We start from the raw sequence: 20,662 nt of genomic DNA on the forward strand, positions 1-20,662 counted from the left end.
TTATCAAAATAAATCAAAGTGAGTAACGTTAATTTAATATAAAAGGAGAAAGGGAAAATTAAAAAGAATATTAAAAGTTAGCTATCAAACTTAAGTGTATTTTAGAATTGGAGAGTTTAAATTTTTGATTTTCACTTTTGCCATTTGCATAGTTAAATTTAAATAACCCAGCTTGTGTAAGAATTCCAAAGCCAAAACCATATCCGAAAAGTTTTTCTTTGGTGTTTAAGATTTTATTTTCAAAATATGCAGCATCTATAATAGAGTGAATATAAATTGAATTATTGAGTTGGTACCTGTACTCAGTATTAATTAGGCTAAATAAAGAAGAAAATAAACTGTTTTCTTCAAATCCTCTAATAGAATTTATACCACCAAATCTTAGTAATTCATTTTCAAAATATGTGTTAGAGTTTAAGTAGGCGCTATTTAATCTTAAAAAAATACTGTTTTTTCTGTTTAAGTTAAATATTTTAAATGCGTCAATAGAGAAAAGAGATTGTTTTTCTTGTGTATTGAGCGCTTTTCTTTCTCCAAAATTTGTCTCTAGATATAGTTTAGAATTTATTAAAAAAAGGGGATTGTATGATTGTGGTTTTATAAACTCGTATGCAAATGAATAATATTGTGTTTTATAATCTGAAATTGTTAGTGAAGTATTTTCTGTTAATAAATTATTTGACTCAGTAGAAAGAAGACCAGCATAAATTTTATGCTTCGAGTTTATTTGGTAATGTAGTTTTAACGATTGATTCACCGTTGTAAAAGATGAGTCCTTCTTGAAAATTCGTAAAAGTAAATCAATACCTATTGGCGATTTAAATACATAAGGTAAAGTTAAATCGGTTTGAAATGTTTTTTGATCGTTTTCATCACTTTTATATAGTAGTTTAAATGACTCTCCAAAGTTTAAATTATTGGTTAAGTTTAAATTTAAATAGCCATCAAATTCTAATTTACTTGTTTCTTCGTTAGTTCCAAAGCCCAAAAAGCCATCAAAAGAATTGCTCTTTGCCTTTTCAAGATATAAATATAAAATTGTTGAGTCTTTAGAAAATAAAACCTCTGGAGGTTTTGCCTCGTTAGCAAATTTTAAATTGTTTAGTTGATTCGTCTTGTTTTTAATCTTGGTTAAATCAAAAACCTGAGAGGATTTAATCTTTAAATAATGTTTTAGATAGGAACGCGGAAATTTTTCATAGCCTTTAATTAGTATATTACTAATAACTCTTTTCTGTTCCTTTGATTCTATTACCAAATTTGCAGATAAATTAGATGTATCCCTAACTTTAATGTTAAACAAGCGTAGTTTAGAGAAAGGTAATCCTTCGTCAGAAATTTTAGAATTAATAAAATTTAAGACAGTTTCAATTTTGCTAAATTCTAATTCAAAATAATCATCGAAAATGTTTTCTGAAATGGTTTCTAAAAAACGACGCTTAATTGTTGTTTTATCATAGTATATAAATATGTTACTAAATTTCTTTTTTAAATGGATTTGAGTTTTAAAAGACGAATCATTTATTTTAATGATTTCGTTTAATCTATTTTCAATATAGCCCATTTTAAAAAGCCTTTTTTGAACAGAGTCTACCTCATGTTTAATAGAACTATAATCTTTATGGTTTTTTAAGTAGTTTAAAGCGTCTATGGTGCTGGTTTCAAATTCAGTATTACCGTCAATTTTAAGGTGTAAATTTTGGCAGAACAGTCCTGAAGAAAGAACTATATATATGGTAAGGAATAAAAAAGAAGCTTTTTGCACTTTATAACCAACTGTTTTAGTGTGTAAATCTAACGGAAAACGTAGACTTATAATATAGGTGTTTAAATAATTTTTAAATTCTATTGAAATCGTTTTTGATATTTTTACGAAAAAAAGACGATTAGTCTTATCGATTTTAAAGATAGAATTAAATGAATGCTTATATAAATAAGGAGGCTAAGACTTGTATAATGGGAAGTTAGAGAGTGCCCAGAAAAATAAATATTCATTACGATGTGAAAATTAATGTTTTAGGGTTTGAATTAATAATTTTAATTTCTACCTTTGCAGCCCTCTTAGAAGAGGATTTTAAAATTTATATATAATATATATGCCAACAATTTCACAATTAGTAAGAACAGGAAGAGCCAAAATAACCAAGAAGAGTAAATCGGCTGCTTTAGATTCTTGTCCGCAAAGACGTGGTGTGTGTACTCGTGTTTACACGACGACTCCTAAAAAACCAAACTCAGCAATGCGTAAGGTAGCAAGGGTTCGTTTAACAAACGGTAACGAGGTTAATGCATACATTGGTGGAGAGGGACACAATCTACAGGAGCACTCGATAGTATTGGTTAGAGGTGGAAGGGTAAAAGATTTGCCAGGAGTTAGATATCACATCGTTCGTGGTGCTTTAGACACAGCAGGTGTTTCAGGTAGAACACAACGTAGATCTAAGTATGGTGCAAAACGCCCTAAGAAGTAATTTAAAACTTTAAGAAGAAGACATGAGAAAAAGAGCAGCAAAAAAGAGACCGCTTTTACCAGATCCGCGTTTTAGCGACCAGTTAGTAACTCGTTTCGTTAACATGATGATGTGGGATGGAAAGAAGTCTGTCGCTTTTAAAGTATTCTACGATGCAATTGATATTGTAGATTCAAAAAAAACTGACGAAGAAAAAACAGCTTTAGAAACTTGGAAAGATGCTTTGTCAAATGTGATGCCTCACGTAGAAGTGCGTAGTCGTCGTGTTGGTGGTGCAACATTCCAAATTCCAATGCAAATTCGTCCAGATCGTAAAGTTTCTACGGCAATGAAATGGCTAATTAGCTATGCTCGTAAAAGAAACGAAAAATCTATGGCACAACGTTTAGCTTCAGAAATCTTAGCTGCGGCTAAAGAAGAAGGAGCGGCTGTTAAGAAAAGAGTTGATACTCATAAAATGGCGGAAGCAAACAAAGCATTCTCTCACTTTAGATTTTAATAGGATATGGCAAGAGATTTAAAATTTACTAGAAATATAGGTATTGCTGCACATATTGATGCAGGGAAAACTACAACTACAGAACGTATTCTTTATTATACAGGTGTATCTCATAAAATTGGAGAAGTACATGATGGTGCTGCTACAATGGACTGGATGGAGCAAGAGCAAGAAAGAGGTATTACAATTACTTCTGCTGCGACAACTTGTGAGTGGGAATTTCCAATTGAGAATGGAAACCCAACGCCAGATACTAAAGGGTATCATTTTAATATAATTGACACACCGGGTCACGTTGATTTTACTGTTGAAGTAAATCGTTCATTACGTGTACTTGATGGGTTGGTATTCTTGTTTAGTGCAGTTGATGGTGTTGAACCACAATCTGAAACTAACTGGAGGCTTGCAGATAATTATAAAGTGCCTAGAATTGGTTTCGTTAATAAAATGGACCGTCAGGGATCTAACTTTTTAGGTGTTTGTCAGCAAGTAAAAGATATGTTGAAATCTAATGCAGTGCCAATCGTTTTAAACATTGGTGACGAAATAGATTTTAAAGGTATTATAGATTTAGTTAAAAATAGAGCCATTGTTTGGCATGATGAAACTCAAGGAGCAACTTTTGATGTTGTTGAGATTCCAGATGAATTGAAAGAAGAAGCTCGTAAATACCGTGCACTACTTATTGAAGAAGTTGCTGGTTATGATGAGAATCTTTTAGAGAAATTCATGGAAGATGAAGATTCTATTACAGAAGAAGAAGTACATGCTGCACTTAGAGCTGCTGTGATGGATATGGCTATCATTCCAATGATTTGTGGTTCTGCATTTAAAAATAAAGGTGTTCAGTTCTTATTAGATGCTGTATGTCGTTATTTACCTTCTCCAACAGATAAAGAAGGAATTATAGGTACAGACCCAGATTCTGGAGAAGAAATTCTACGTAAGCCTGATGTAAAGGAGCCATTTGCTGCTTTAGCATTTAAGATTGCTACTGATCCTTTTGTGGGACGTTTAGCATTTTTTAGAGCATATTCAGGGCGTTTAGATGCTGGTTCTTACGTTTTAAATAATCGTTCAGGTAAAAAAGAACGTATTTCTCGTATTTATCAAATGCACGCTAACAAGCAAAATGCAATTGATTATATAGAAGCTGGAGATATTGGAGCTGCTGTTGGGTTTAAATCTATCAAAACAGGAGATACATTATCTGCAGAAAAGCATCCTATTATTTTAGAATCTATGGACTTCCCTGATCCAGTAATTGGTATTGCGGTAGAACCTAAGACTAAAGCAGATGTTGATAAATTAGGTATTGGTTTAGCTAAGTTAGCTGAAGAAGATCCTACATTTACTGTACGTTCAGATGAATCTTCAGGACAGACTATTATTTCTGGAATGGGTGAGCTTCACTTGGATGTAATTGTTGATCGTTTAAAACGAGAATTCAAAGTTGAAGTTAATCAAGGTCAGCCACAGGTTGAATACAAAGAAGCTATTACACAAGCAGCAGATCATAGAGAAGTTTATAAGAAGCAATCTGGTGGTCGTGGTAAATTTGCCGATATCGTATTTACGGTAGAGCCAGCTGAAGAAGGTAAAAGTGGTCTTGAATTTATTTCAATAATTAAAGGTGGTAATGTTCCTAAAGAATTTATCCCTTCAATTGAAAAAGGATTCAAAATGGCAATGGTTAATGGACCATTAGCAGGATATGAAATTGACGCTATGAAAGTAACGTTGAAAGATGGATCTTACCATGATGTAGATTCGGATCAACTATCTTTCGAATTAGCTGCAAAGATTGGATTTAAAAATGCTGCAAAGGCTGCAAAAGCAGTTGTAATGGAGCCTATTATGAAACTTGAGGTTATTACTCCTGAAGAAAATATGGGTGATATTGTAGGTGATTTAAATAGAAGAAGAGGGCAAGTAAGTGATATGGGTGATAGAGCTGGTGCAAAAACTGTAAAAGCTACTGTGCCATTATCTGAAATGTTTGGTTATGTAACAACATTAAGAACATTGTCATCAGGTCGTGCAACATCAACAATGGAATTTTCACACTATGCTGAAACACCTTCAAATATATCTGAAGAAGTTATTAAGGCAGCAAAAGGAGAACAATCTTAAAAGTTAAGAAAATGAGTCAAAAAATCAGAATAAAATTAAAGTCTTACGATCATAACTTAGTAGATAAGTCTGCTGATAAGATTGTAAAAACAGTAAAAAGTACTGGTGCTGTAGTAACTGGACCAATTCCATTACCAACGCACAAGAAAATTTTCACTGTATTACGTTCTCCGCACGTAAACAAGAAATCAAGAGAACAATTTCAATTAAGCTCTTATAAGAGATTATTAGATATCTACTCTTCGTCATCAAAAACAATTGATGCGTTAATGAAACTTGAGTTGCCAAGTGGTGTTGAAGTAGAGATCAAGGTATAAGTAAGATTAAGACATGTCCTTAACGATGGTTAGGGAAAAACGGTAAAAATACAATTCAAAGGCTGAAACGTATTTTCAGCCTTTAATTTTTAATAAATAGTAATAACAAATAAATAATAATTATGTCTGGGTTAATTGGAAAAAAAATCGGTATGACCAGCATCTTTGATGAAAACGGGAAGAATGTTCCTTGTACAGTAATCGAAGCTGGACCATGTATCGTTACCCAAGTCAGAACCGAAGAAGTAGATGGCTATAAAGCTGTTCAACTTGGTTTCGATGACGCGACAGAAAAAAGTGCTACCAAAGCTGATTTAGGTCATGCAAAGAAAGCAGGAACTTCTGTAAAACGCAAAATCGTTGAATTTAAAGGTTTTGATGAGGAGTACAAATTAGGAGATGCTATCACTGTAGAACATTTTAACGAAGGAGAATTCGTTGATATAGCAGGAACATCTAAAGGAAAAGGTTTTCAAGGTGTTGTAAAACGTCATGGTTTTGGTGGTGTAGGTCAAGCTACTCACGGTCAGCATAACCGTTTAAGAGCACCAGGATCTATTGGAGCTGCTTCATATCCTGCGAGAGTTTTCAAAGGAATGAAAATGGCAGGAAGAATGGGTGGAGACACAGTAAAAGTTCAAAATTTAAGAGTTTTAAAAGTAGTTACTGAAAAGAATCTACTTGTTGTTAAAGGTTGTGTGCCTGGACATAAAAACGCTTATGTAATTATTAGAAAATAATGAAAGTAGCAGTTTTAGATATAAACGGAAAAGACACAGGAAGAAAGGCAGACCTTTCTAAAGATGTGTTCGCTATTGAGCCTAATAATCATGCTGTATATTTAGATGTTAAGCAATATTTAGCAAACCAACGTCAAGGAACTCACAAGTCGAAAGAAAGAGGAGAGATTTCTGGAAGTACACGTAAGATTAAAAAGCAAAAAGGAACTGGTACAGCAAGAGCAGGTAGTATTAAGTCTGGTATATTTAAAGGGGGAGGACGTATGTTCGGACCAAGACCTAGAAATTATAGCTTTAAACTTAATAAAAATGTTAAACGCTTAGCACGTAAATCTGCATTAAGTATCAAAGCGGGAGAGAAATCAATTGTTGTGTTAGAAGACTTTAACTTTGACACTGTAAAAACTAAAAACTTTACAGCAGTTTTAAAGGCTTTAAACCTAGAAAACAAAAAGTCTCTCTTTGTGTTGGGTGGCGCAAATAATAATGTATATTTGTCATCGCGCAATTTAAAAAGCTCTGAAGTTATAATGTCCTCAGAAATAAGTACTTATAAGATTTTAAATGCAAATCAAGTAGTGCTTTTAGAAGGAGCTTTAGCAGGAATTGAAACAAATTTAAGTAAATAGAAACCATGAGTATCTTAATTAAACCTATAATCACAGAAAAAGCGACTGCAGATAGCGAGTTAAGAAATTGCTATACTTTCGCAGTGAAAACTAAGGCGAACAAGGTAGAAATCAAAAAAGCAGTGGAAGCTGCTTATGGTGTTTCTGTTGAAAAAGTTCGTACTATAAATGTCCGTCCAGATAGAAGAACACGTCACACAAAGACTGGGATTCAACATGGTAAAACAAATGCTGTTAAAAAAGCAATTGTACAACTGGCGGAAGGTGAAATGATTGATTTATACAGTAACATGTAATTAGACAAGCAATGTCAGTAAGAAAATTAAAACCAATCACACCAGGACAGCGATTTAGAGTAGTAAATGGATTTGACGCCATAACTACTGATAAGCCGGAAAAGAGTTTACTCGTTCCGAATAAAAGGTCTGGTGGTAGAAACAGTCAAGGAAAAATGACCATGCGCTATATAGGTGGAGGTCATAAAAGAAAGTATCGTATTATCGATTTTAAACGTAACAAAACTGGAGTTCCAGCAGAAGTTAAGTCTATCGAATACGATCCAAACAGAACCGCTTTTATCGCATTATTGAATTATCAAGATGGCGAAAAAAGATATATTATTGCTCAAAATGGTTTACAAGTTGGGCAAAATGTGGTATCTGGTTTAGAAGGTGTTGCTCCAGAAATTGGAAATTCAATGCCATTAAGTGAAATTCCATTAGGAACTATTATTTCTTGTGTAGAATTACGTCCAGGACAAGGAGCTATTATGGCTCGTAGTGCTGGTGCTTTTGCACAGTTAATGGCAAGAGATGGTAAATTTGCTACTATTAAATTACCTTCAGGGGAAACAAGATTAATTCTTGTTAACTGTATGGCTACTATAGGAGTTGTTTCTAACTCAGATCATCAATTATTAGTTGGTGGTAAAGCAGGTAGAACAAGATGGTTAGGTAGAAGACCTCGTACTAGACCAGTAGTTATGAATCCAGTCGATCACCCAATGGGTGGTGGTGAAGGTAAATCTTCAGGAGGACACCCACGTTCAAGAAACGGTATTCCAGCTAAAGGATATAGAACACGTTCTAAGACGAAAGCAAGTAATAAGTATATTGTAGAACGTAGAAAGAAATAAGACATGGCAAGATCATTAAAAAAAGGACCTTACGTTCATTATAAATTAGAGAAAAAAGTCGCTGTTAATGTTGAATCTAACAAGAAAGCAGTAATCAAAACCTGGTCAAGAGCCAGTATGATTACTCCAGATTTTGTAGGGCAAACAATTGCAGTACACAATGGCCGTCAATTTGTACCTGTTTACGTAACAGAAAACATGGTAGGTCATAAGTTAGGAGAATTTTCACCAACACGTTCATTCCGTGGACATGCAGGTGCTAAAAATAAAGGTAAAAAGTAGTAAGCTATGGGAAGTCGTAAAAAACAAATGGCAGACGCTATTAAGGAAGGGAAAAAGCAAGTTGCTTTTGCTAAACTTAATAATTGTCCTACATCACCAAGAAAAATGCGTTTAGTAGCCGATTTAGTAAGAGGTGAAAAAGTAGAACATGCACTTAATATCTTAAAATTCAACCAAAAAGAAGCATCTGGTCGTTTAGAAAAATTGTTATTGTCTGCAATTGCAAACTGGCAATCTAAAAATGAAGAAGCTAATATTGAAGAGGCTGAATTAATTGTAAAAGAGATTAGAGTTGATAGCGGATCTATGTTAAAAAGATTACGTCCAGCACCTCAAGGTCGTGCACACAGAATTAGAAAACGTTCTAACCACGTTACATTAGTGGTTGGAGCTAACAATAACACACAAAGCTAAGATAGACAATGGGACAAAAAACAAATCCAATCGGAAATCGCTTAGGTATTATCAGAGGATGGGAATCTAACTGGTACGGAGGTAATGACTATGGAGATAAGCTTGCCGAAGACGATAAAATTAGAAAATACGTTCATGCGCGTTTATCTAAAGCTAGTGTTAGTAGAGTAATTATTGAAAGAACTTTAAAACTTGTAACCGTTACTATCACTACTGCTAGACCTGGTATCATTATCGGAAAAGGTGGCCAAGAGGTAGACAAGTTAAAAGAAGAGCTTAAGAAAATTACTGGAAAAGAAGTTCAGATTAATATTTTTGAAATTAAAAGACCTGAACTTGATGCATTTTTAGTAGGATCTAGTATTGCTCGTCAAATTGAAAATAGAATTTCATACAGACGTGCAATAAAGATGGCTATTGCTGCTACAATGCGTATGAATGCTGAAGGAATTAAAATCCAAATTAGTGGACGTTTAAATGGTGCTGAAATGGCACGTTCAGAACACTACAAAGAAGGACGTATTCCTTTATCAACCTTTAGAGCCGATATTGATTATGCTTTAGTTGAGGCACACACTACTTATGGTAGATTGGGTGTAAAAGTATGGATCATGAAAGGTGAAGTATATGGTAAAAGAGAGCTTTCTCCGCTAGTTGGTTTATCCAAAAAGCAAGGAAAAGGTGGAGCCGGAGGACGTGGAGGAAACAGAGACAACAAACCTCGTCGTAGAAAGTAATTTTTTATAAAGTAAAGAAAAAATGTTACAGCCTAAAAGAACAAAATTTCGTAAGCAACAGAAAGGACGTATGAAAGGTCTTTCTCAAAGAGGAAATCAACTTTCAAACGGAACTTTTGGAATAAAAGCGCTAGATTCTAAGTTTATAACATCACGTCAAATAGAAGCTGCACGTATTGCTGCTACTCGTTACATGAAAAGAGAAGGGCAACTTTGGATTAAAATATTTCCAGACAAGCCAATTACAAAAAAGCCTCTTGAAGTACGTATGGGTAAAGGTAAAGGTGCTGTAGAATATTGGGTTGCTGTTGTAAAACCAGGACGTGTTTTATTTGAAATTGGTGGAGTGCCGTTAGATATTGCTAAAGAAGCATTACGCTTAGCAGCACAGAAATTACCAATAAAAACTAAGTTTTTAATTGCTCGCGATTACGAAGCATAATTTATTTGATATTATGAAACAATCAGAAATTAAAGAATTATCTACAGCTGAGTTACAAGAGAAACTTGGTGAGACTAAAAAAAGTTATTCAGACCTAAAAATGGCTCATGCAATATCTCCTTTAGAAAATCCAATTCAGTTACGTGGCATAAGACGTACCGTAGCTAGAATTGCGACAGAGTTAACTAAAAGAGAATTACAATAATTCTGCTGAAAGATGGAAACAAGAAATTTAAGAAAAGAACGTATAGGAGTTGTTACTAGTAACAAAATGCAAAAATCAATAGTTGTTGCAGAGGTTAAAAAAGTAAAACACCCTATGTATGGTAAGTTCGTGTTAAAAACAAAGAAATACGTTGCACACGACGAAACAAACGATTGTAACATTGGGGATACTGTAAAGATCATGGAAACAAGACCTTTAAGTAAATCTAAATGTTGGAGATTAGTAGAAATCCTAGAAAGAGCTAAATAATTATGTTACAACAAGAATCAAGAATAAAAGTAGCAGATAATACTGGAGCAAAAGAAGTTTTAGTTATTCGTGTTTTAGGAGGAACTAAAAGAAGATATGCTTCTGTAGGAGACAAAATTGTTGTTTCTGTTAAAGATGCAACTCCTAATGGAAACATTAAGAAAAAAGCAGTTTCTACGGCAGTTGTTGTACGTACTAAAAAAGAAGTAAGAAGACCAGACGGATCTTATATTAGATTCGATGATAATGCTTGTGTCTTATTAAACCCAACGGGTGAAATGAGAGGAACACGTGTATTTGGTCCAGTTGCTAGAGAACTTCGTGATAAACAATTCATGAAAATTGTATCATTAGCACCAGAGGTGCTTTAATACATTAATTTAAGATGACAAAGCTTAAAATAAAAACTGGAGATACTGTAAAAGTAATTGCTGGAGATCATAAAGGATCTGAAGGTAAAGTACAAAAAGTATTGATAGAAAAGAACAAGGCGATCGTTGAGGGTGTAAACATGGTTAAGAAACATACGAAACCTAGTGCTCAAAATCCTCAAGGAGGAATCGTAGAAAAAGAAGCTGCTATTCATATTTCAAACTTATCGTTGTTAACTTCAAAAGGTGAAACAACTAGAGTTGGTTATAGAATGGAAGCTGATAAAAAAGTAAGATTTTCAACAAAATCTAATGAAGTAATATAGTTATGGCATATTCACCTAGACTTAAAGAAGAGTATAAAAGCAGAATAATTGCAGCTCTTACAGACGAATTTGGTTATAAAAATGTAATGCAGGTACCTAAACTTACTAAGATCGTAGTGTCTAAGGGAGTTGGTGCAGCAGTAGCTGATAAAAAACTTATTGACTATGCAGTTGAGGAGTTGGCTACTATAACTGGACAAAAAGCTATAGCGACATTATCTAAAAAAGATGTTGCATCTTTTAAATTACGTAAAGGAATGCCTATTGGCGCTAAAGTTACTTTGCGTGGTGAAAAAATGTATGAGTTTTTAGACCGTTTAGTTACTTCAGCCTTACCACGTGTAAGAGATTTTAACGGAATTAAGGCTACAGGATTCGACGGAAGAGGTAACTACAATTTAGGGGTTACTGAGCAAATTATATTCCCAGAAATCAATATCGATAAGGTAAATAAGATTTCAGGTATGGATATTACATTTGTAACTTCTGCTGATACTGATAAAGAAGCAAAATCATTATTAACCGAATTAGGATTACCTTTTCAAAAGAACTAAGATATGGCTAAAGAATCAATGAAAGCCCGTGAGGTAAAAAGAGCAAAAACAGTAGCTAAGTATGCTGAAAAACGTAAAGCTTTAAAAGAAGCTGGAGATTATGAAGCATTACAAAAGTTACCAAAAAATGCATCTCCTATTCGTATGCATAATAGATGTAAATTAACAGGAAGACCAAAAGGATACATGAGAACTTTTGGAATTTCTCGTGTAACTTTTAGAGAGATGGCCAATCAAGGTCTTATTCCTGGAGTTAGAAAAGCAAGTTGGTAATATTATTTAAATAATCAGATTTAAGGTTCAACATTGGTTGAAAACCAAAATCACAAAATCAATTCATTATGTACTCAGATCCAATAGCGGATTATTTGACAAGAATTAGAAACGCAGTGCGTGCAAACCACAGAGTGGTAGAAATTCCTGCTTCTAATTTAAAAAAAGACATCACCAAAATATTATTCGAACAAGGATATATTTTAAGTTACAAGTTTGATGATTCTTCAGTACAAGGAACAATTAAAATTGCTCTTAAGTACAATAAAGAAACTAAAGAACCTGTAATTAAGAAGTTACAAAGAATTAGTAAACCAGGTTTACGTTTGTATGCTGGCTCTAAAAAACTACCTAGAATTCTTAATGGTCTTGGAATTGCCATAGTATCTACTTCTCACGGAGTAATGACTGGTAAACAAGCCAAAAGAGATAATGTAGGTGGCGAAGTATTATGTTACGTTTACTAATCTAAAAAGAAGAAAGAAATGTCAAGAATAGGTAATAACCCAGTAGTAATTCCAGAAGGAGTTACGGTTGATATAAAGGACGGAATAGTTACAGTAAAAGGAAAATTGGGTGAGTTAACTCAAAATTTCGATTCTGTAGATATTAAAGTTGAAGATGCAAATGTTTTAGTAACACGTTCTTCTGACTCTAAAGATCAAAAAGCAAAGCATGGTTTATATAGATCATTAATGCACAATATGATTGAAGGTGTATCAAAAGGATGGTCTAAAGAATTAGAATTAGTTGGTGTAGGATATAGAGCATCTAACCAAGGACAAAAATTGGATCTAGCTTTAGGTTTTTCTCATAATATTGTTTTAAATATTGCTCCAGAAGTAAAAGTTGAGACAGTTTCAGAAAAAGGAAAGAATCCAATAATAAAGTTAACATCATTCGATAAACAACTTGTTGGTCAAGTAGCTGCGAAAATTCGTGGATTCAGAAGACCAGAGCCTTACAAAGGAAAAGGAATTAAGTTTGTTGGTGAAGTAATAAGAAGAAAAGCAGGTAAATCAGCTTAATAATTAAGTTATGGCATTGACAAAGAACGAAAGAAGACTAAGAATAAAAAGCAGAATCCGTAAGGTTGTTTCTGGTACAGAAACAAGACCTAGATTAGCTGTTTTTAGAAGTAATAAAGAAATTTATGCTCAAATTGTAGACGACGTTACTGGTAATACTATCAGTGCTGCATCTTCAAGAGATAAAGATATTAGCTCTGCTAAGGCAACTAAATCAGAGGTAGCTAAATTAGTAGGTAAAGCACTTGCTGAAAAAGCTTTAAAAGCTGGTGTAGAAACAATCGCTTTTGATAGAGGTGGTTATTTATATCATGGAAGAGTAAAATCATTAGCTGAAGGAGCTAGAGAAGCAGGACTTAAATTCTAAGAAATTATGTTTCAAAAATATAAAAGTGCAGAGTTAGTAAAACCAGGTGGATTAGATCTTAAAGATCGTTTAGTTGGTGTACAAAGAGTTACAAAAGTAACTAAAGGTGGTAGAGCATTTGGTTTTTCAGCAATTGTTGTAGTTGGTGATGAAGCTGGTGTTGTAGGACAAGGTTTAGGGAAATCTAAAGATGTTGCTAGTGCGATAGCAAAAGCAGTTGAAGATGCTAAGAAAAACCTAGTTAGAATTCCTATTATAAAAGGAACTTTACCACACGAACAAAAAGGTAAATATGGTGGAGCAAGAGTAAATATTATTCCTGCTGCTCCTGGTACAGGAGTTATTGCTGGTGGAGCTGTAAGAACTGTTCTTGAGGCTGTAGGAATACATGATGTATTATCAAAATCTCAAGGATCTTCTAACCCTCATAATGTAGTAAAAGCAACTTTTGATGCTTTACTACAGTTAAGAGATGCCAATGCAATTGCTAGAGATAGAGGTATTTCACTTGAACAAGTTTTTAACGCTTAATAAGGACAGAGATGGCAAAAATTAAAGTAAAAAAAGTTAAAAGCGCAATCAATCGTACGCTAAGACAAAAAAGAACTTTAGAAGCTCTTGGTCTTAAAAAGATTGGTCAGGTAAAAGAGCACGAAGCTACACCAAATATTCTTGGTATGGTTGCTAAAGTTTCACATTTAGTTTCTGTTGAAGAAGCAAAATAATATAAAACTGAAAATGGATTTAAGTAATTTAAAACCTGCAGAAGGTTCAGTAAAAAATCAAGGAAAAAGAATAGGTAGAGGGCAAGGTTCTGGGAAAGGTGGTACTGCTACACGTGGTCACAAAGGAGCTAAATCTCGTTCTGGTTATTCTAAGAAACTAGGATTTGAAGGAGGGCAAATGCCACTTCAAAGACGTGTTCCTAAATTTGGTTTTACTAACATTAACCGTGTTGAGTATCAAGGTATCAATATAGATACTTTGCAACAATTGGTTGATGATAAAAAAATAAAGGATACAGTAGATTTTGAAACTTTATTCTCAAACCGTTTAGCTGGAAAAAATGATCTGGTTAAGATTTTGGGTAGAGGAGAATTAAAGGCAAAATTAAAAGTATCTGCACATAAATTTACAGCTTCAGCAAAAGCAGCTATTGAAGCAGCTGGAGGAGAAGCAATAACATTATAAGACCATATTATAAGTATGAAGTTTATAGAATCGTTAAAAAATGTTTGGAAAATTGAGGAACTAAGAAACAGGATCATAGTAACACTAGGTCTGTTATTAGTATACCGTTTTGGTACTCAAGTCACATTGCCAGGTATTGATGCTGCGCAATTAGCAGGCTTAGGAGATAGCACCAGTACAGGTTTATTAGGATTACTTAGCCAGTTTACTGGAGGAGCATTTTCTAGAGCATCTGTGTTTGCCTTAGGTATTATGCCTTACATTTCTGCTTCTATTGTTGTACAATTAATGGGGATAGCCATTCCTTATTTGCAGAAATTGCAAAAAGAAGGTGCTAGTGGACAAAAGAAAGTTAATCAGATTACACGTTGGTTAACAATTGCTATTTGTTTATTACAAGCGCCTGGTTATTTGGCAAGTTTACCTAGTTTAGGTGTGCCGCAAAGTGCCTTTTTATTAGGAACAGGACCTTTATTCTATTTCTCGTCTGTAAGTATTTTAGTTACGGGGTGTATTTTTGCCATGTGGTTAGGTGAAAAAATTACAGATAAAGGTATAGGAAATGGTATTTCATTATTAATAATGGTTGGTATTATTGCAACATTGCCTCAGTCTTTTATTCAAAATGCAGCAACTAGATTAGAAGGTAACAATGTTATGCTTATTCTTTTTGAATTGGTTATTTGGTTTGTTATTATTTTAGTTACTATTATGCTTGTAATGGCAGTTAGAAAAATAGCAGTGCAATATGCAAGAAGAACAGCTTCTGGCGGTTATGAGAAAAGTGCTATGGCTGGTTCAAGACAATATATCCCTTTAAAGCTGAATGCTTCTGGAGTAATGCCTATTATATTTGCTCAAGCTATTATGTTTGTACCTGGTATGATTGGAGGTACAGATTTATTGAAAGATTCAGCGGTAGGAGCATGGTTAGTAACTAACCTTGGTCCTGCAAGTATGTTTGGTTTTTGGTATAATGTAGTTTTCGCTTTATTAATAATCGTATTTACGTATTTCTATACAGCGATTACAGTACCAACAAATAAAATGGCAGATGATTTAAAACGCAGTGGTGGTTTTATCCCTGGTATTCGTCCAGGTTCTGAAACTTCAGAATATCTTGATAAAATTATGTCTCAAATAACCTTACCAGGATCTATATTTTTAGCACTTATAGCTGTGTTCCCAGCATTTATTGTTAAGCTTATGGATGTACAACAAGGATGGGCATTATTTTTCGGAGGAACCTCATTATTAATTATGGTTGGAGTTGCAATTGACACTATGCAACAAGTAAATTCATACTTGTTAAATAGACATTATGATGGCTTGATGAAAACTGGTAAAAATAGAAAAGCTAGCGCTTAACTTAATATATACTATGGCAAAACAAGCAGCAATAGAACAAGACGGAACAATAATAGAAGCATTATCTAATGCTATGTTTCGTGTTGAATTAGAAAATGGTCACATTGTGACGGCACATATTTCTGGTAAAATGCGTATGCATTACATTAAATTATTACCAGGAGATAAAGTAAAATTAGAAATGAGTCCTTACGATTTAACAAAGGCTCGAATAACTTATAGATACTAATACGATGAAAGTAAGAGCATCACTTAAAAAGCGAAGTGCGGATTGTAAAATCGTACGAAGAAAAGGCAGACTTTACGTTATAAACAAAAAGAATCCTAGATTTAAACAAAGACAAGGGTAATTATGGCAAGAATTGCAGGTGTAGACATACCAAAAAACAAAAGAGGAGTAATCTCTTTAACTTATATCTATGGAATAGGTAGAAGTAGAGCAAAAGAAATTTTAGCAGTGGCTAAGGTTGATGAAAGTATTAAAGTTCAAGATTGGAGCGATGACCAGATTAGTGGTATTCGTGAAGCTGTTGGAACTTTCACAATCGAAGGTGAATTACGTTCTGAAACACAATTAAACATTAAGCGATTAATGGATATTGGATGTTACAGAGGTATTCGTCATAGATCTGGTCTTCCTTTAAGAGGACAACGTACTAAAAACAACTCAAGAACTAGAAAAGGTAGAAGAAAAACGGTTGCTAACAAGAAAAAAGCAACTAAATAATTAATAGTCATTAGTATTTAGTAGTTAGATGGAATCTGTCTGAAATGTGAAAGTTTAGGATTCTAACACTAACAACTAACAACTAGAAACTAAAAAAATATGGCAAAGACAAGTACAAAAAAACGTAAAGTTATTGTAGACTCTGTTGGAGAAGCACACGTTACAGCTTCCTTCAATAACATTATTATTTCGCTTACCAACAAAAAAGGAGATGTTATTTCATGGTCTTCTGCTGGTAAAATGGGATTTAGAGGTTCTAAGAAAAACACGCCTTACGCTGCCCAATTAGCTGCTGAAGATGCTGCTGGTGTAGCTCAAGAAGCTGGCTTAAAAAAAGTGAAGGTTTATGTTAAAGGACCAGGAAATGGTAGAGAATCTGCTATTCGTTCTATTCATAATGCAGGTATTGAAGTAACAGAAATTATTGATGTTACACCATTACCACATAATGGATGTCGCCCTCCAAAACGAAGAAGAGTATAATTTATATATTTTATAAGAATTAATATCAACTGTTTTAACAGTTGATATTAATTTTTTATACGTAAATTTGCAAACTGAAAAAAAATAATTAACAAGTATCAACGAGAGATAAAAAAGATTATCGAAGGATAAGATTAAGACCTTAATTCATAATCACTCTCATAAACAAATTTAAAATGGCAAGATATACTGGTCCTAAAACTAAAATAGCTCGTAAATTTGGCGAAGCTATTTTTGGAGACGATAAGTCTTTTGAAAAAAGAAATTACCCTCCAGGTCAACATGGAAACAACAGAAGACGTGGAAAAAAATCTGAATACGCAATCCAGTTAATGGAAAAACAAAAAGCTAAATATACTTACGGTATTTTAGAGCGTCAATTTAGAGGTTTATTTAAAAAAGCTAGAGCTGCACAAGGTATTACTGGTGAAGTTTTATTACAATTATGTGAGTCTAGATTAGACAACGTAGTATATAGAATGGGAATTTCTCCTTCTAGAAGTGGTGCAAGACAATTAGTATCTCACAGACACATTACTGTAAACGGAGAGTTGGTAAATATACCTTCATATTCTTTAAAAGCAGGTGATGTTGTTGCAGTAAGAGAAAAATCAAAATCACTTGAGGCAATTGATAGATCTTTATCAAACTCAAGTCACGTTTACGAATGGATTACTTGGAACGATGATACGAAGCAAGGAACTTATGTTTCTATTCCTGCTAGAATTCAAATTCCAGAAAACATAAACGAACAATTCATCGTTGAATTATATTCTAAATAATAAATTAATCATATTGGTATTTAGCCAAAGGATTTATTAGTCTTCTTCAAACTTTTAGATCGCGCAACTAAATAACAATTAAAACGAAGAAAAATATGGCAGTATTTAATTTTCAAAAGCCCGATAAAGTAATCATGATTGATTCTACTGATTTCGAAGGTAAATTCGAATTCAGACCGTTAGAACCAGGTTACGGATTAACAGTAGGTAATGCATTAAGAAGAGTTTTACTTTCTTCATTAGAAGGATTTGCAATTACATCGGTTAGAATTGAAGGTGTAGATCATGAGTTTTCAGCAATTGCTGGAGTCGTTGAAGATGTTACAGAAATCATTTTAAATTTAAAGCAAGCACGTTTTAAAAGACAAATTGATGATATTGATAATGAATCAATTTCAATCTCAATCTCTGGTCAAGATAGAATCACCGCTGGAGATTTTCAAAAATTCATTTCAGGATTTCAAGTATTAAATACAGAATTAGTTATCTGTAACTTAGATCCTAAAGTTAATTTTAACTTGGAAATTACTATTGAAAAAGGAAGAGGTTATGTTCCTGCAGAAGAAAATAAGAAAGCTGCTGCACCAATAGGAACGATTTTTACAGATTCAATTTATACGCCAATAAAAAATGTTAAGTATAGTATTGAAAACTATCGTGTAGAGCAAAAAACCGATTACGAAAAATTAGTTTTTGAAATTATTACAGATGGTTCAATTACGCCACAAGATGCTTTAACAGAAGCTGCTAAAACGTTAATTCACCACTTCATGTTATTCTCTGATGAGCGTATCACTTTAGAAGCTGATGAAATAGCACAAACTGAAACATATGATGAAGAATCATTACATATGAGACAGTTGCTTAAAACTAAGTTAATCGATATGGATTTATCTGTACGTGCACTTAATTGTTTAAAAGCTGCAGAAGTAGATACTTTAGGTGACTTGGTATCATTCAATAAAAACGATTTAATGAAATTCAGAAACTTCGGTAAGAAGTCTTTAACAGAGCTTGAAGAGCTTGTAAATGTTAAAGGGTTAAATTTCGGAATGGATTTAAGTAAATATAAATTAGACAAAGATTAAGCAATCATATTTTGCTCCTCGATACACGAGTTTAGTAGCAAGATGATAAAACAAAGGTCATGAGACACGGAAAAAAAATAAATCATTTAGGTAGAAAAACTGCTCATAGAAAATCAATGTTAGCTAATATGGCTTGTTCTTTAATAGAACATAAGCGTATTAACACAACAGTTGCTAAAGCCAAAGCGTTAAAGCAATTTGTTGAACCAATGATTACAAAATCTAAAGAAGATACTACGCACAACAGACGTATTGTGATGGCTCGTCTTAGACAAAAAGGAGCAGTAGCCGAATTATTTAGAGATGTTGCGGCTAAAGTTGCTGATCGTCCAGGAGGTTACACAAGAATTATTAAGCTTGGTAATCGTTTAGGTGATAATGCTGATATGGCTATGATAGAGCTTGTAGATTATAATGAGATTTACAATGCTGGAAAGAAAGCTAAGAAAACAACAAGAAGAAGTAGAAGAGGTGGTGCAAAACCAGCTGCTGCTCCTGTTGTAGAAACAAAAGCAACAAACGAAGAAGAAGAATAAATGTTAATAAGCATTTAAATATAAAGGATAAACTATTTTAGTTTATCCTTTTTTTTATGCAATTTTGTAAAACTTTTTTAAAATATGAAATATCAAAAGAGACAAAAAGCCATCATTCTTCTAGCAGATGGCACTATTTTTTACGGTAAGGCAGTAGGTAATAAACAGGGAACGTCTTTTGGCGAGGTTTGTTTTAATACGGGTATGACTGGTTACCAAGAGATTTTTACAGATCCATCTTACTTTGGACAATTGATGGTAACCACAAATGCACATATTGGTAATTATGGAACAAATGCAGATGAAGTAGAATCTGATTCTATTAAAATAGCTGGATTAATTTGTAAAAACTTCAGTTATGTATATTCTCGAGTTGATTCTGAAGGTTCTTTAGAAGCGTTTTTAGATAAAAATAACTTATTGGCTATTTCTGATGTTGATACTCGAGCCTTAGTAAGCTATATTAGAGATCATGGTGCAATGAATGCCGTTATTTCTACAGAGGTTGATAATATTGAAGGTTTAAAGAAGCAATTAGCAGAAGTTCCAAATATGGAAGGTTTAGAATTAGCATCAAAAGTGTCTACTAAAGAACCTTATTATTTTGGAGATGAGAATGCAACTTATAAAGTGGCAGCTTTAGATATTGGAATAAAGAAAAATATTTTACGAAATATAGCAAGTAGAGATGCTTATATAAAAGTATTTCCATACAATTCTAAGTTTGAAGATTTAGAAGCATTTAAACCAGATGGTTACTTTTTATCAAACGGACCAGGAGATCCTGAACCTTTGGTAGAAGCACAGGATTTGGCAAAAGAAGTTATAAAAAGAGATTTACCTTTGTTTGGTATTTGTTTAGGACACCAAGTTATTGCAAGAGCCAACGGTGTATCTACTTATAAAATGCACAATGGACACAGAGGGATCAACCATCCTGTAAAAAACCTGGAAACAGGAAAAGGAGAAATTACGTCTCAAAACCATGGATTTGCCGTAAATAGAGAAGAGTCTGAAGCAAATCCAGAGTTGCAGATAACACATGTTCATTTAAATGATCATACCGTTGCAGGTTTGGCTATGAAAAACAAAAATTGTTTTTCAGTACAATACCATCCTGAAGCAAGTCCAGGACCTCATGATTCGTCATATCTTTTCGATCAATTCATTGAAAATATCAAAAAATAAATTGAAAAATAAGCCTCAAAAAGCACATTTTTTTGAGGCTTATTTTTACTAAAACGTTGTAGATGTGGTTTTGAGTATTTCTTCAAAAACATCTTAAAATAAACAA

At 33.4% G+C, this 20,662-nt stretch carries 34 protein-coding genes; 33 read left to right on the forward strand and 1 reads right to left on the reverse strand.

The genetic code is table 11. The annotated features are described in order from the left end of the window. Positions 1 to 70 precede the first annotated feature (70 nt). Complete coding sequence (locus tag Q4Q40_RS03805) at positions 71 to 1,765, reverse strand: BamA/TamA family outer membrane protein (protein WP_303300378.1); 1,695 nt, start codon at positions 1,763 to 1,765, stop codon at positions 71 to 73. Positions 1,766 to 2,096: 331 nt separating this feature from the next. On the opposite strand from Q4Q40_RS03805, the gene rpsL reads away from it, so the two are divergent. The 33 genes from rpsL (at position 2,097) to carA (ending at position 20,556) form a co-directional block, all read left to right on the forward strand. Continuing rightward, entirely contained in the window at positions 2,097 to 2,471 is a 375-nt protein-coding gene (gene rpsL, locus Q4Q40_RS03810) for a 30S ribosomal protein S12 (protein WP_102756994.1), read from the forward strand. Between the two features lie 22 nt (positions 2,472 to 2,493). Further along, the gene (rpsG, locus tag Q4Q40_RS03815) at positions 2,494 to 2,970 is read left to right on the forward strand and encodes a 30S ribosomal protein S7 (RefSeq protein ID WP_303300379.1); all 477 of its coding nucleotides are present in this window, start codon (positions 2,494 to 2,496) and stop codon (positions 2,968 to 2,970) included. A gap of 6 nt (positions 2,971 to 2,976) precedes the next feature. After that, the gene (gene fusA / locus Q4Q40_RS03820) at positions 2,977 to 5,103 is read left to right on the forward strand and encodes an elongation factor G (protein ID WP_303300380.1); all 2,127 of its coding nucleotides are present in this window, start codon (positions 2,977 to 2,979) and stop codon (positions 5,101 to 5,103) included. Between the two features lie 11 nt (positions 5,104 to 5,114). Further along, positions 5,115 to 5,420, forward strand: a complete 306-nt coding sequence (gene rpsJ / locus Q4Q40_RS03825) for a 30S ribosomal protein S10 (protein WP_007650482.1) — start codon at positions 5,115 to 5,117, stop codon at positions 5,418 to 5,420. A 122-nt stretch (positions 5,421 to 5,542) separates the two neighbouring features. After that, positions 5,543 to 6,160, forward strand: coding sequence for a 50S ribosomal protein L3 (rplC, locus tag Q4Q40_RS03830; protein ID WP_303300381.1), 618 nt, complete (start codon positions 5,543 to 5,545; stop codon positions 6,158 to 6,160). Further along, on the forward strand, positions 6,160 to 6,789 hold the full coding sequence (gene rplD, locus Q4Q40_RS03835; RefSeq protein WP_303300382.1) for a 50S ribosomal protein L4: 630 nt from the start codon (positions 6,160 to 6,162) through the stop codon (positions 6,787 to 6,789). Before rplC ends, rplD begins: the two co-directional genes overlap by 1 nt. Positions 6,790 to 6,794: 5 nt before the next feature. Beyond that, entirely contained in the window at positions 6,795 to 7,085 is a 291-nt protein-coding gene (rplW, locus tag Q4Q40_RS03840; RefSeq protein ID WP_303300383.1) for a 50S ribosomal protein L23, read from the forward strand. 11 nt (positions 7,086 to 7,096) lie between these two features. After that, on the forward strand, positions 7,097 to 7,924 hold the full coding sequence (rplB, locus tag Q4Q40_RS03845; RefSeq protein WP_303300384.1) for a 50S ribosomal protein L2: 828 nt from the start codon (positions 7,097 to 7,099) through the stop codon (positions 7,922 to 7,924). Between the two features lie 3 nt (positions 7,925 to 7,927). Then, on the forward strand, positions 7,928 to 8,206 hold the full coding sequence (gene rpsS / locus Q4Q40_RS03850) for a 30S ribosomal protein S19 (protein ID WP_303300385.1): 279 nt from the start codon (positions 7,928 to 7,930) through the stop codon (positions 8,204 to 8,206). Positions 8,207 to 8,212: 6 nt separating this feature from the next. Further along, positions 8,213 to 8,620 carry a 50S ribosomal protein L22 gene (gene rplV, locus Q4Q40_RS03855; protein ID WP_303300386.1) on the forward strand — a complete coding sequence of 136 codons (408 nt, stop codon included), beginning with the start codon at positions 8,213 to 8,215 and terminating at the stop codon, positions 8,618 to 8,620. 8 nt (positions 8,621 to 8,628) lie between these two features. Continuing rightward, positions 8,629 to 9,357, forward strand: a complete 729-nt coding sequence (gene rpsC, locus Q4Q40_RS03860; RefSeq protein ID WP_067147346.1) for a 30S ribosomal protein S3 — start codon at positions 8,629 to 8,631, stop codon at positions 9,355 to 9,357. A 22-nt stretch (positions 9,358 to 9,379) separates the two neighbouring features. After that, entirely contained in the window at positions 9,380 to 9,799 is a 420-nt protein-coding gene (rplP, locus tag Q4Q40_RS03865) for a 50S ribosomal protein L16 (RefSeq protein ID WP_303300387.1), read from the forward strand. Between the two features lie 13 nt (positions 9,800 to 9,812). Beyond that, the gene (gene rpmC, locus Q4Q40_RS03870; protein WP_135877598.1) at positions 9,813 to 10,004 is read left to right on the forward strand and encodes a 50S ribosomal protein L29; all 192 of its coding nucleotides are present in this window, start codon (positions 9,813 to 9,815) and stop codon (positions 10,002 to 10,004) included. A gap of 12 nt (positions 10,005 to 10,016) precedes the next feature. Further along, on the forward strand, positions 10,017 to 10,274 hold the full coding sequence (gene rpsQ / locus Q4Q40_RS03875) for a 30S ribosomal protein S17 (protein ID WP_019386276.1): 258 nt from the start codon (positions 10,017 to 10,019) through the stop codon (positions 10,272 to 10,274). Positions 10,275 to 10,276: 2 nt separating this feature from the next. Next, positions 10,277 to 10,645, forward strand: coding sequence for a 50S ribosomal protein L14 (rplN, locus tag Q4Q40_RS03880; protein WP_069831953.1), 369 nt, complete (start codon positions 10,277 to 10,279; stop codon positions 10,643 to 10,645). Positions 10,646 to 10,659: 14 nt separating this feature from the next. Further along, positions 10,660 to 10,971, forward strand: a complete 312-nt coding sequence (rplX, locus tag Q4Q40_RS03885; protein WP_303300389.1) for a 50S ribosomal protein L24 — start codon at positions 10,660 to 10,662, stop codon at positions 10,969 to 10,971. A 2-nt stretch (positions 10,972 to 10,973) separates the two neighbouring features. Beyond that, positions 10,974 to 11,525, forward strand: a complete 552-nt coding sequence (gene rplE, locus Q4Q40_RS03890; RefSeq protein WP_303300390.1) for a 50S ribosomal protein L5 — start codon at positions 10,974 to 10,976, stop codon at positions 11,523 to 11,525. A 3-nt stretch (positions 11,526 to 11,528) separates the two neighbouring features. Further along, positions 11,529 to 11,798: a 30S ribosomal protein S14 gene (gene rpsN / locus Q4Q40_RS03895; protein WP_298239217.1), complete on the forward strand. Its 270-nt coding sequence runs from the start codon at positions 11,529 to 11,531 to the stop codon at positions 11,796 to 11,798. Between the two features lie 68 nt (positions 11,799 to 11,866). After that, positions 11,867 to 12,265: a 30S ribosomal protein S8 gene (rpsH, locus tag Q4Q40_RS03900; RefSeq protein ID WP_303300393.1), complete on the forward strand. Its 399-nt coding sequence runs from the start codon at positions 11,867 to 11,869 to the stop codon at positions 12,263 to 12,265. Between the two features lie 18 nt (positions 12,266 to 12,283). After that, positions 12,284 to 12,826: a 50S ribosomal protein L6 gene (rplF, locus tag Q4Q40_RS03905; protein WP_303300394.1), complete on the forward strand. Its 543-nt coding sequence runs from the start codon at positions 12,284 to 12,286 to the stop codon at positions 12,824 to 12,826. Positions 12,827 to 12,836: 10 nt separating this feature from the next. Beyond that, positions 12,837 to 13,193: a 50S ribosomal protein L18 gene (rplR, locus tag Q4Q40_RS03910; RefSeq protein ID WP_303300395.1), complete on the forward strand. Its 357-nt coding sequence runs from the start codon at positions 12,837 to 12,839 to the stop codon at positions 13,191 to 13,193. Between the two features lie 6 nt (positions 13,194 to 13,199). Next, on the forward strand, positions 13,200 to 13,724 hold the full coding sequence (gene rpsE / locus Q4Q40_RS03915; RefSeq protein ID WP_303300397.1) for a 30S ribosomal protein S5: 525 nt from the start codon (positions 13,200 to 13,202) through the stop codon (positions 13,722 to 13,724). A gap of 11 nt (positions 13,725 to 13,735) precedes the next feature. Then, positions 13,736 to 13,918: a 50S ribosomal protein L30 gene (gene rpmD, locus Q4Q40_RS03920; RefSeq protein ID WP_303300398.1), complete on the forward strand. Its 183-nt coding sequence runs from the start codon at positions 13,736 to 13,738 to the stop codon at positions 13,916 to 13,918. A 13-nt stretch (positions 13,919 to 13,931) separates the two neighbouring features. Further along, a complete protein-coding gene (rplO, locus tag Q4Q40_RS03925) occupies positions 13,932 to 14,384 on the forward strand; it encodes a 50S ribosomal protein L15 (RefSeq protein WP_303300399.1) in 453 nt (150 codons plus the stop codon). Between the two features lie 15 nt (positions 14,385 to 14,399). Next, positions 14,400 to 15,752, forward strand: a complete 1,353-nt coding sequence (secY, locus tag Q4Q40_RS03930) for a preprotein translocase subunit SecY (protein ID WP_303300400.1) — start codon at positions 14,400 to 14,402, stop codon at positions 15,750 to 15,752. A 13-nt stretch (positions 15,753 to 15,765) separates the two neighbouring features. Continuing rightward, the gene (gene infA / locus Q4Q40_RS03935; RefSeq protein WP_007094967.1) at positions 15,766 to 15,981 is read left to right on the forward strand and encodes a translation initiation factor IF-1; all 216 of its coding nucleotides are present in this window, start codon (positions 15,766 to 15,768) and stop codon (positions 15,979 to 15,981) included. A gap of 4 nt (positions 15,982 to 15,985) precedes the next feature. Next, positions 15,986 to 16,102: a type B 50S ribosomal protein L36 gene (gene ykgO, locus Q4Q40_RS03940; protein ID WP_010181906.1), complete on the forward strand. Its 117-nt coding sequence runs from the start codon at positions 15,986 to 15,988 to the stop codon at positions 16,100 to 16,102. A gap of 2 nt (positions 16,103 to 16,104) precedes the next feature. Beyond that, positions 16,105 to 16,479, forward strand: a complete 375-nt coding sequence (gene rpsM, locus Q4Q40_RS03945; RefSeq protein ID WP_303300401.1) for a 30S ribosomal protein S13 — start codon at positions 16,105 to 16,107, stop codon at positions 16,477 to 16,479. 99 nt (positions 16,480 to 16,578) lie between these two features. After that, positions 16,579 to 16,962 carry a 30S ribosomal protein S11 gene (gene rpsK, locus Q4Q40_RS03950; RefSeq protein ID WP_238675662.1) on the forward strand — a complete coding sequence of 128 codons (384 nt, stop codon included), beginning with the start codon at positions 16,579 to 16,581 and terminating at the stop codon, positions 16,960 to 16,962. A gap of 176 nt (positions 16,963 to 17,138) precedes the next feature. Beyond that, positions 17,139 to 17,744 carry a 30S ribosomal protein S4 gene (rpsD, locus tag Q4Q40_RS03955; RefSeq protein WP_303300402.1) on the forward strand — a complete coding sequence of 202 codons (606 nt, stop codon included), beginning with the start codon at positions 17,139 to 17,141 and terminating at the stop codon, positions 17,742 to 17,744. A gap of 95 nt (positions 17,745 to 17,839) precedes the next feature. Next, positions 17,840 to 18,832 (forward strand): DNA-directed RNA polymerase subunit alpha, encoded by a 993-nt coding sequence (locus Q4Q40_RS03960; protein WP_135877611.1) that lies wholly within the window; start codon positions 17,840 to 17,842, stop codon positions 18,830 to 18,832. A 59-nt stretch (positions 18,833 to 18,891) separates the two neighbouring features. Beyond that, positions 18,892 to 19,368 carry a 50S ribosomal protein L17 gene (gene rplQ, locus Q4Q40_RS03965; protein WP_303300403.1) on the forward strand — a complete coding sequence of 159 codons (477 nt, stop codon included), beginning with the start codon at positions 18,892 to 18,894 and terminating at the stop codon, positions 19,366 to 19,368. Between the two features lie 84 nt (positions 19,369 to 19,452). Next, on the forward strand, positions 19,453 to 20,556 hold the full coding sequence (gene carA, locus Q4Q40_RS03970; protein WP_303300404.1) for a glutamine-hydrolyzing carbamoyl-phosphate synthase small subunit: 1,104 nt from the start codon (positions 19,453 to 19,455) through the stop codon (positions 20,554 to 20,556). Positions 20,557 to 20,662: the final 106 nt, after the last annotated feature.

It is taken from the genome of Flavivirga jejuensis (assembly GCF_030540765.1).
In the GTDB taxonomy this organism is placed as follows: Bacteria; Bacteroidota; Bacteroidia; order Flavobacteriales; family Flavobacteriaceae; genus Flavivirga; species Flavivirga jejuensis.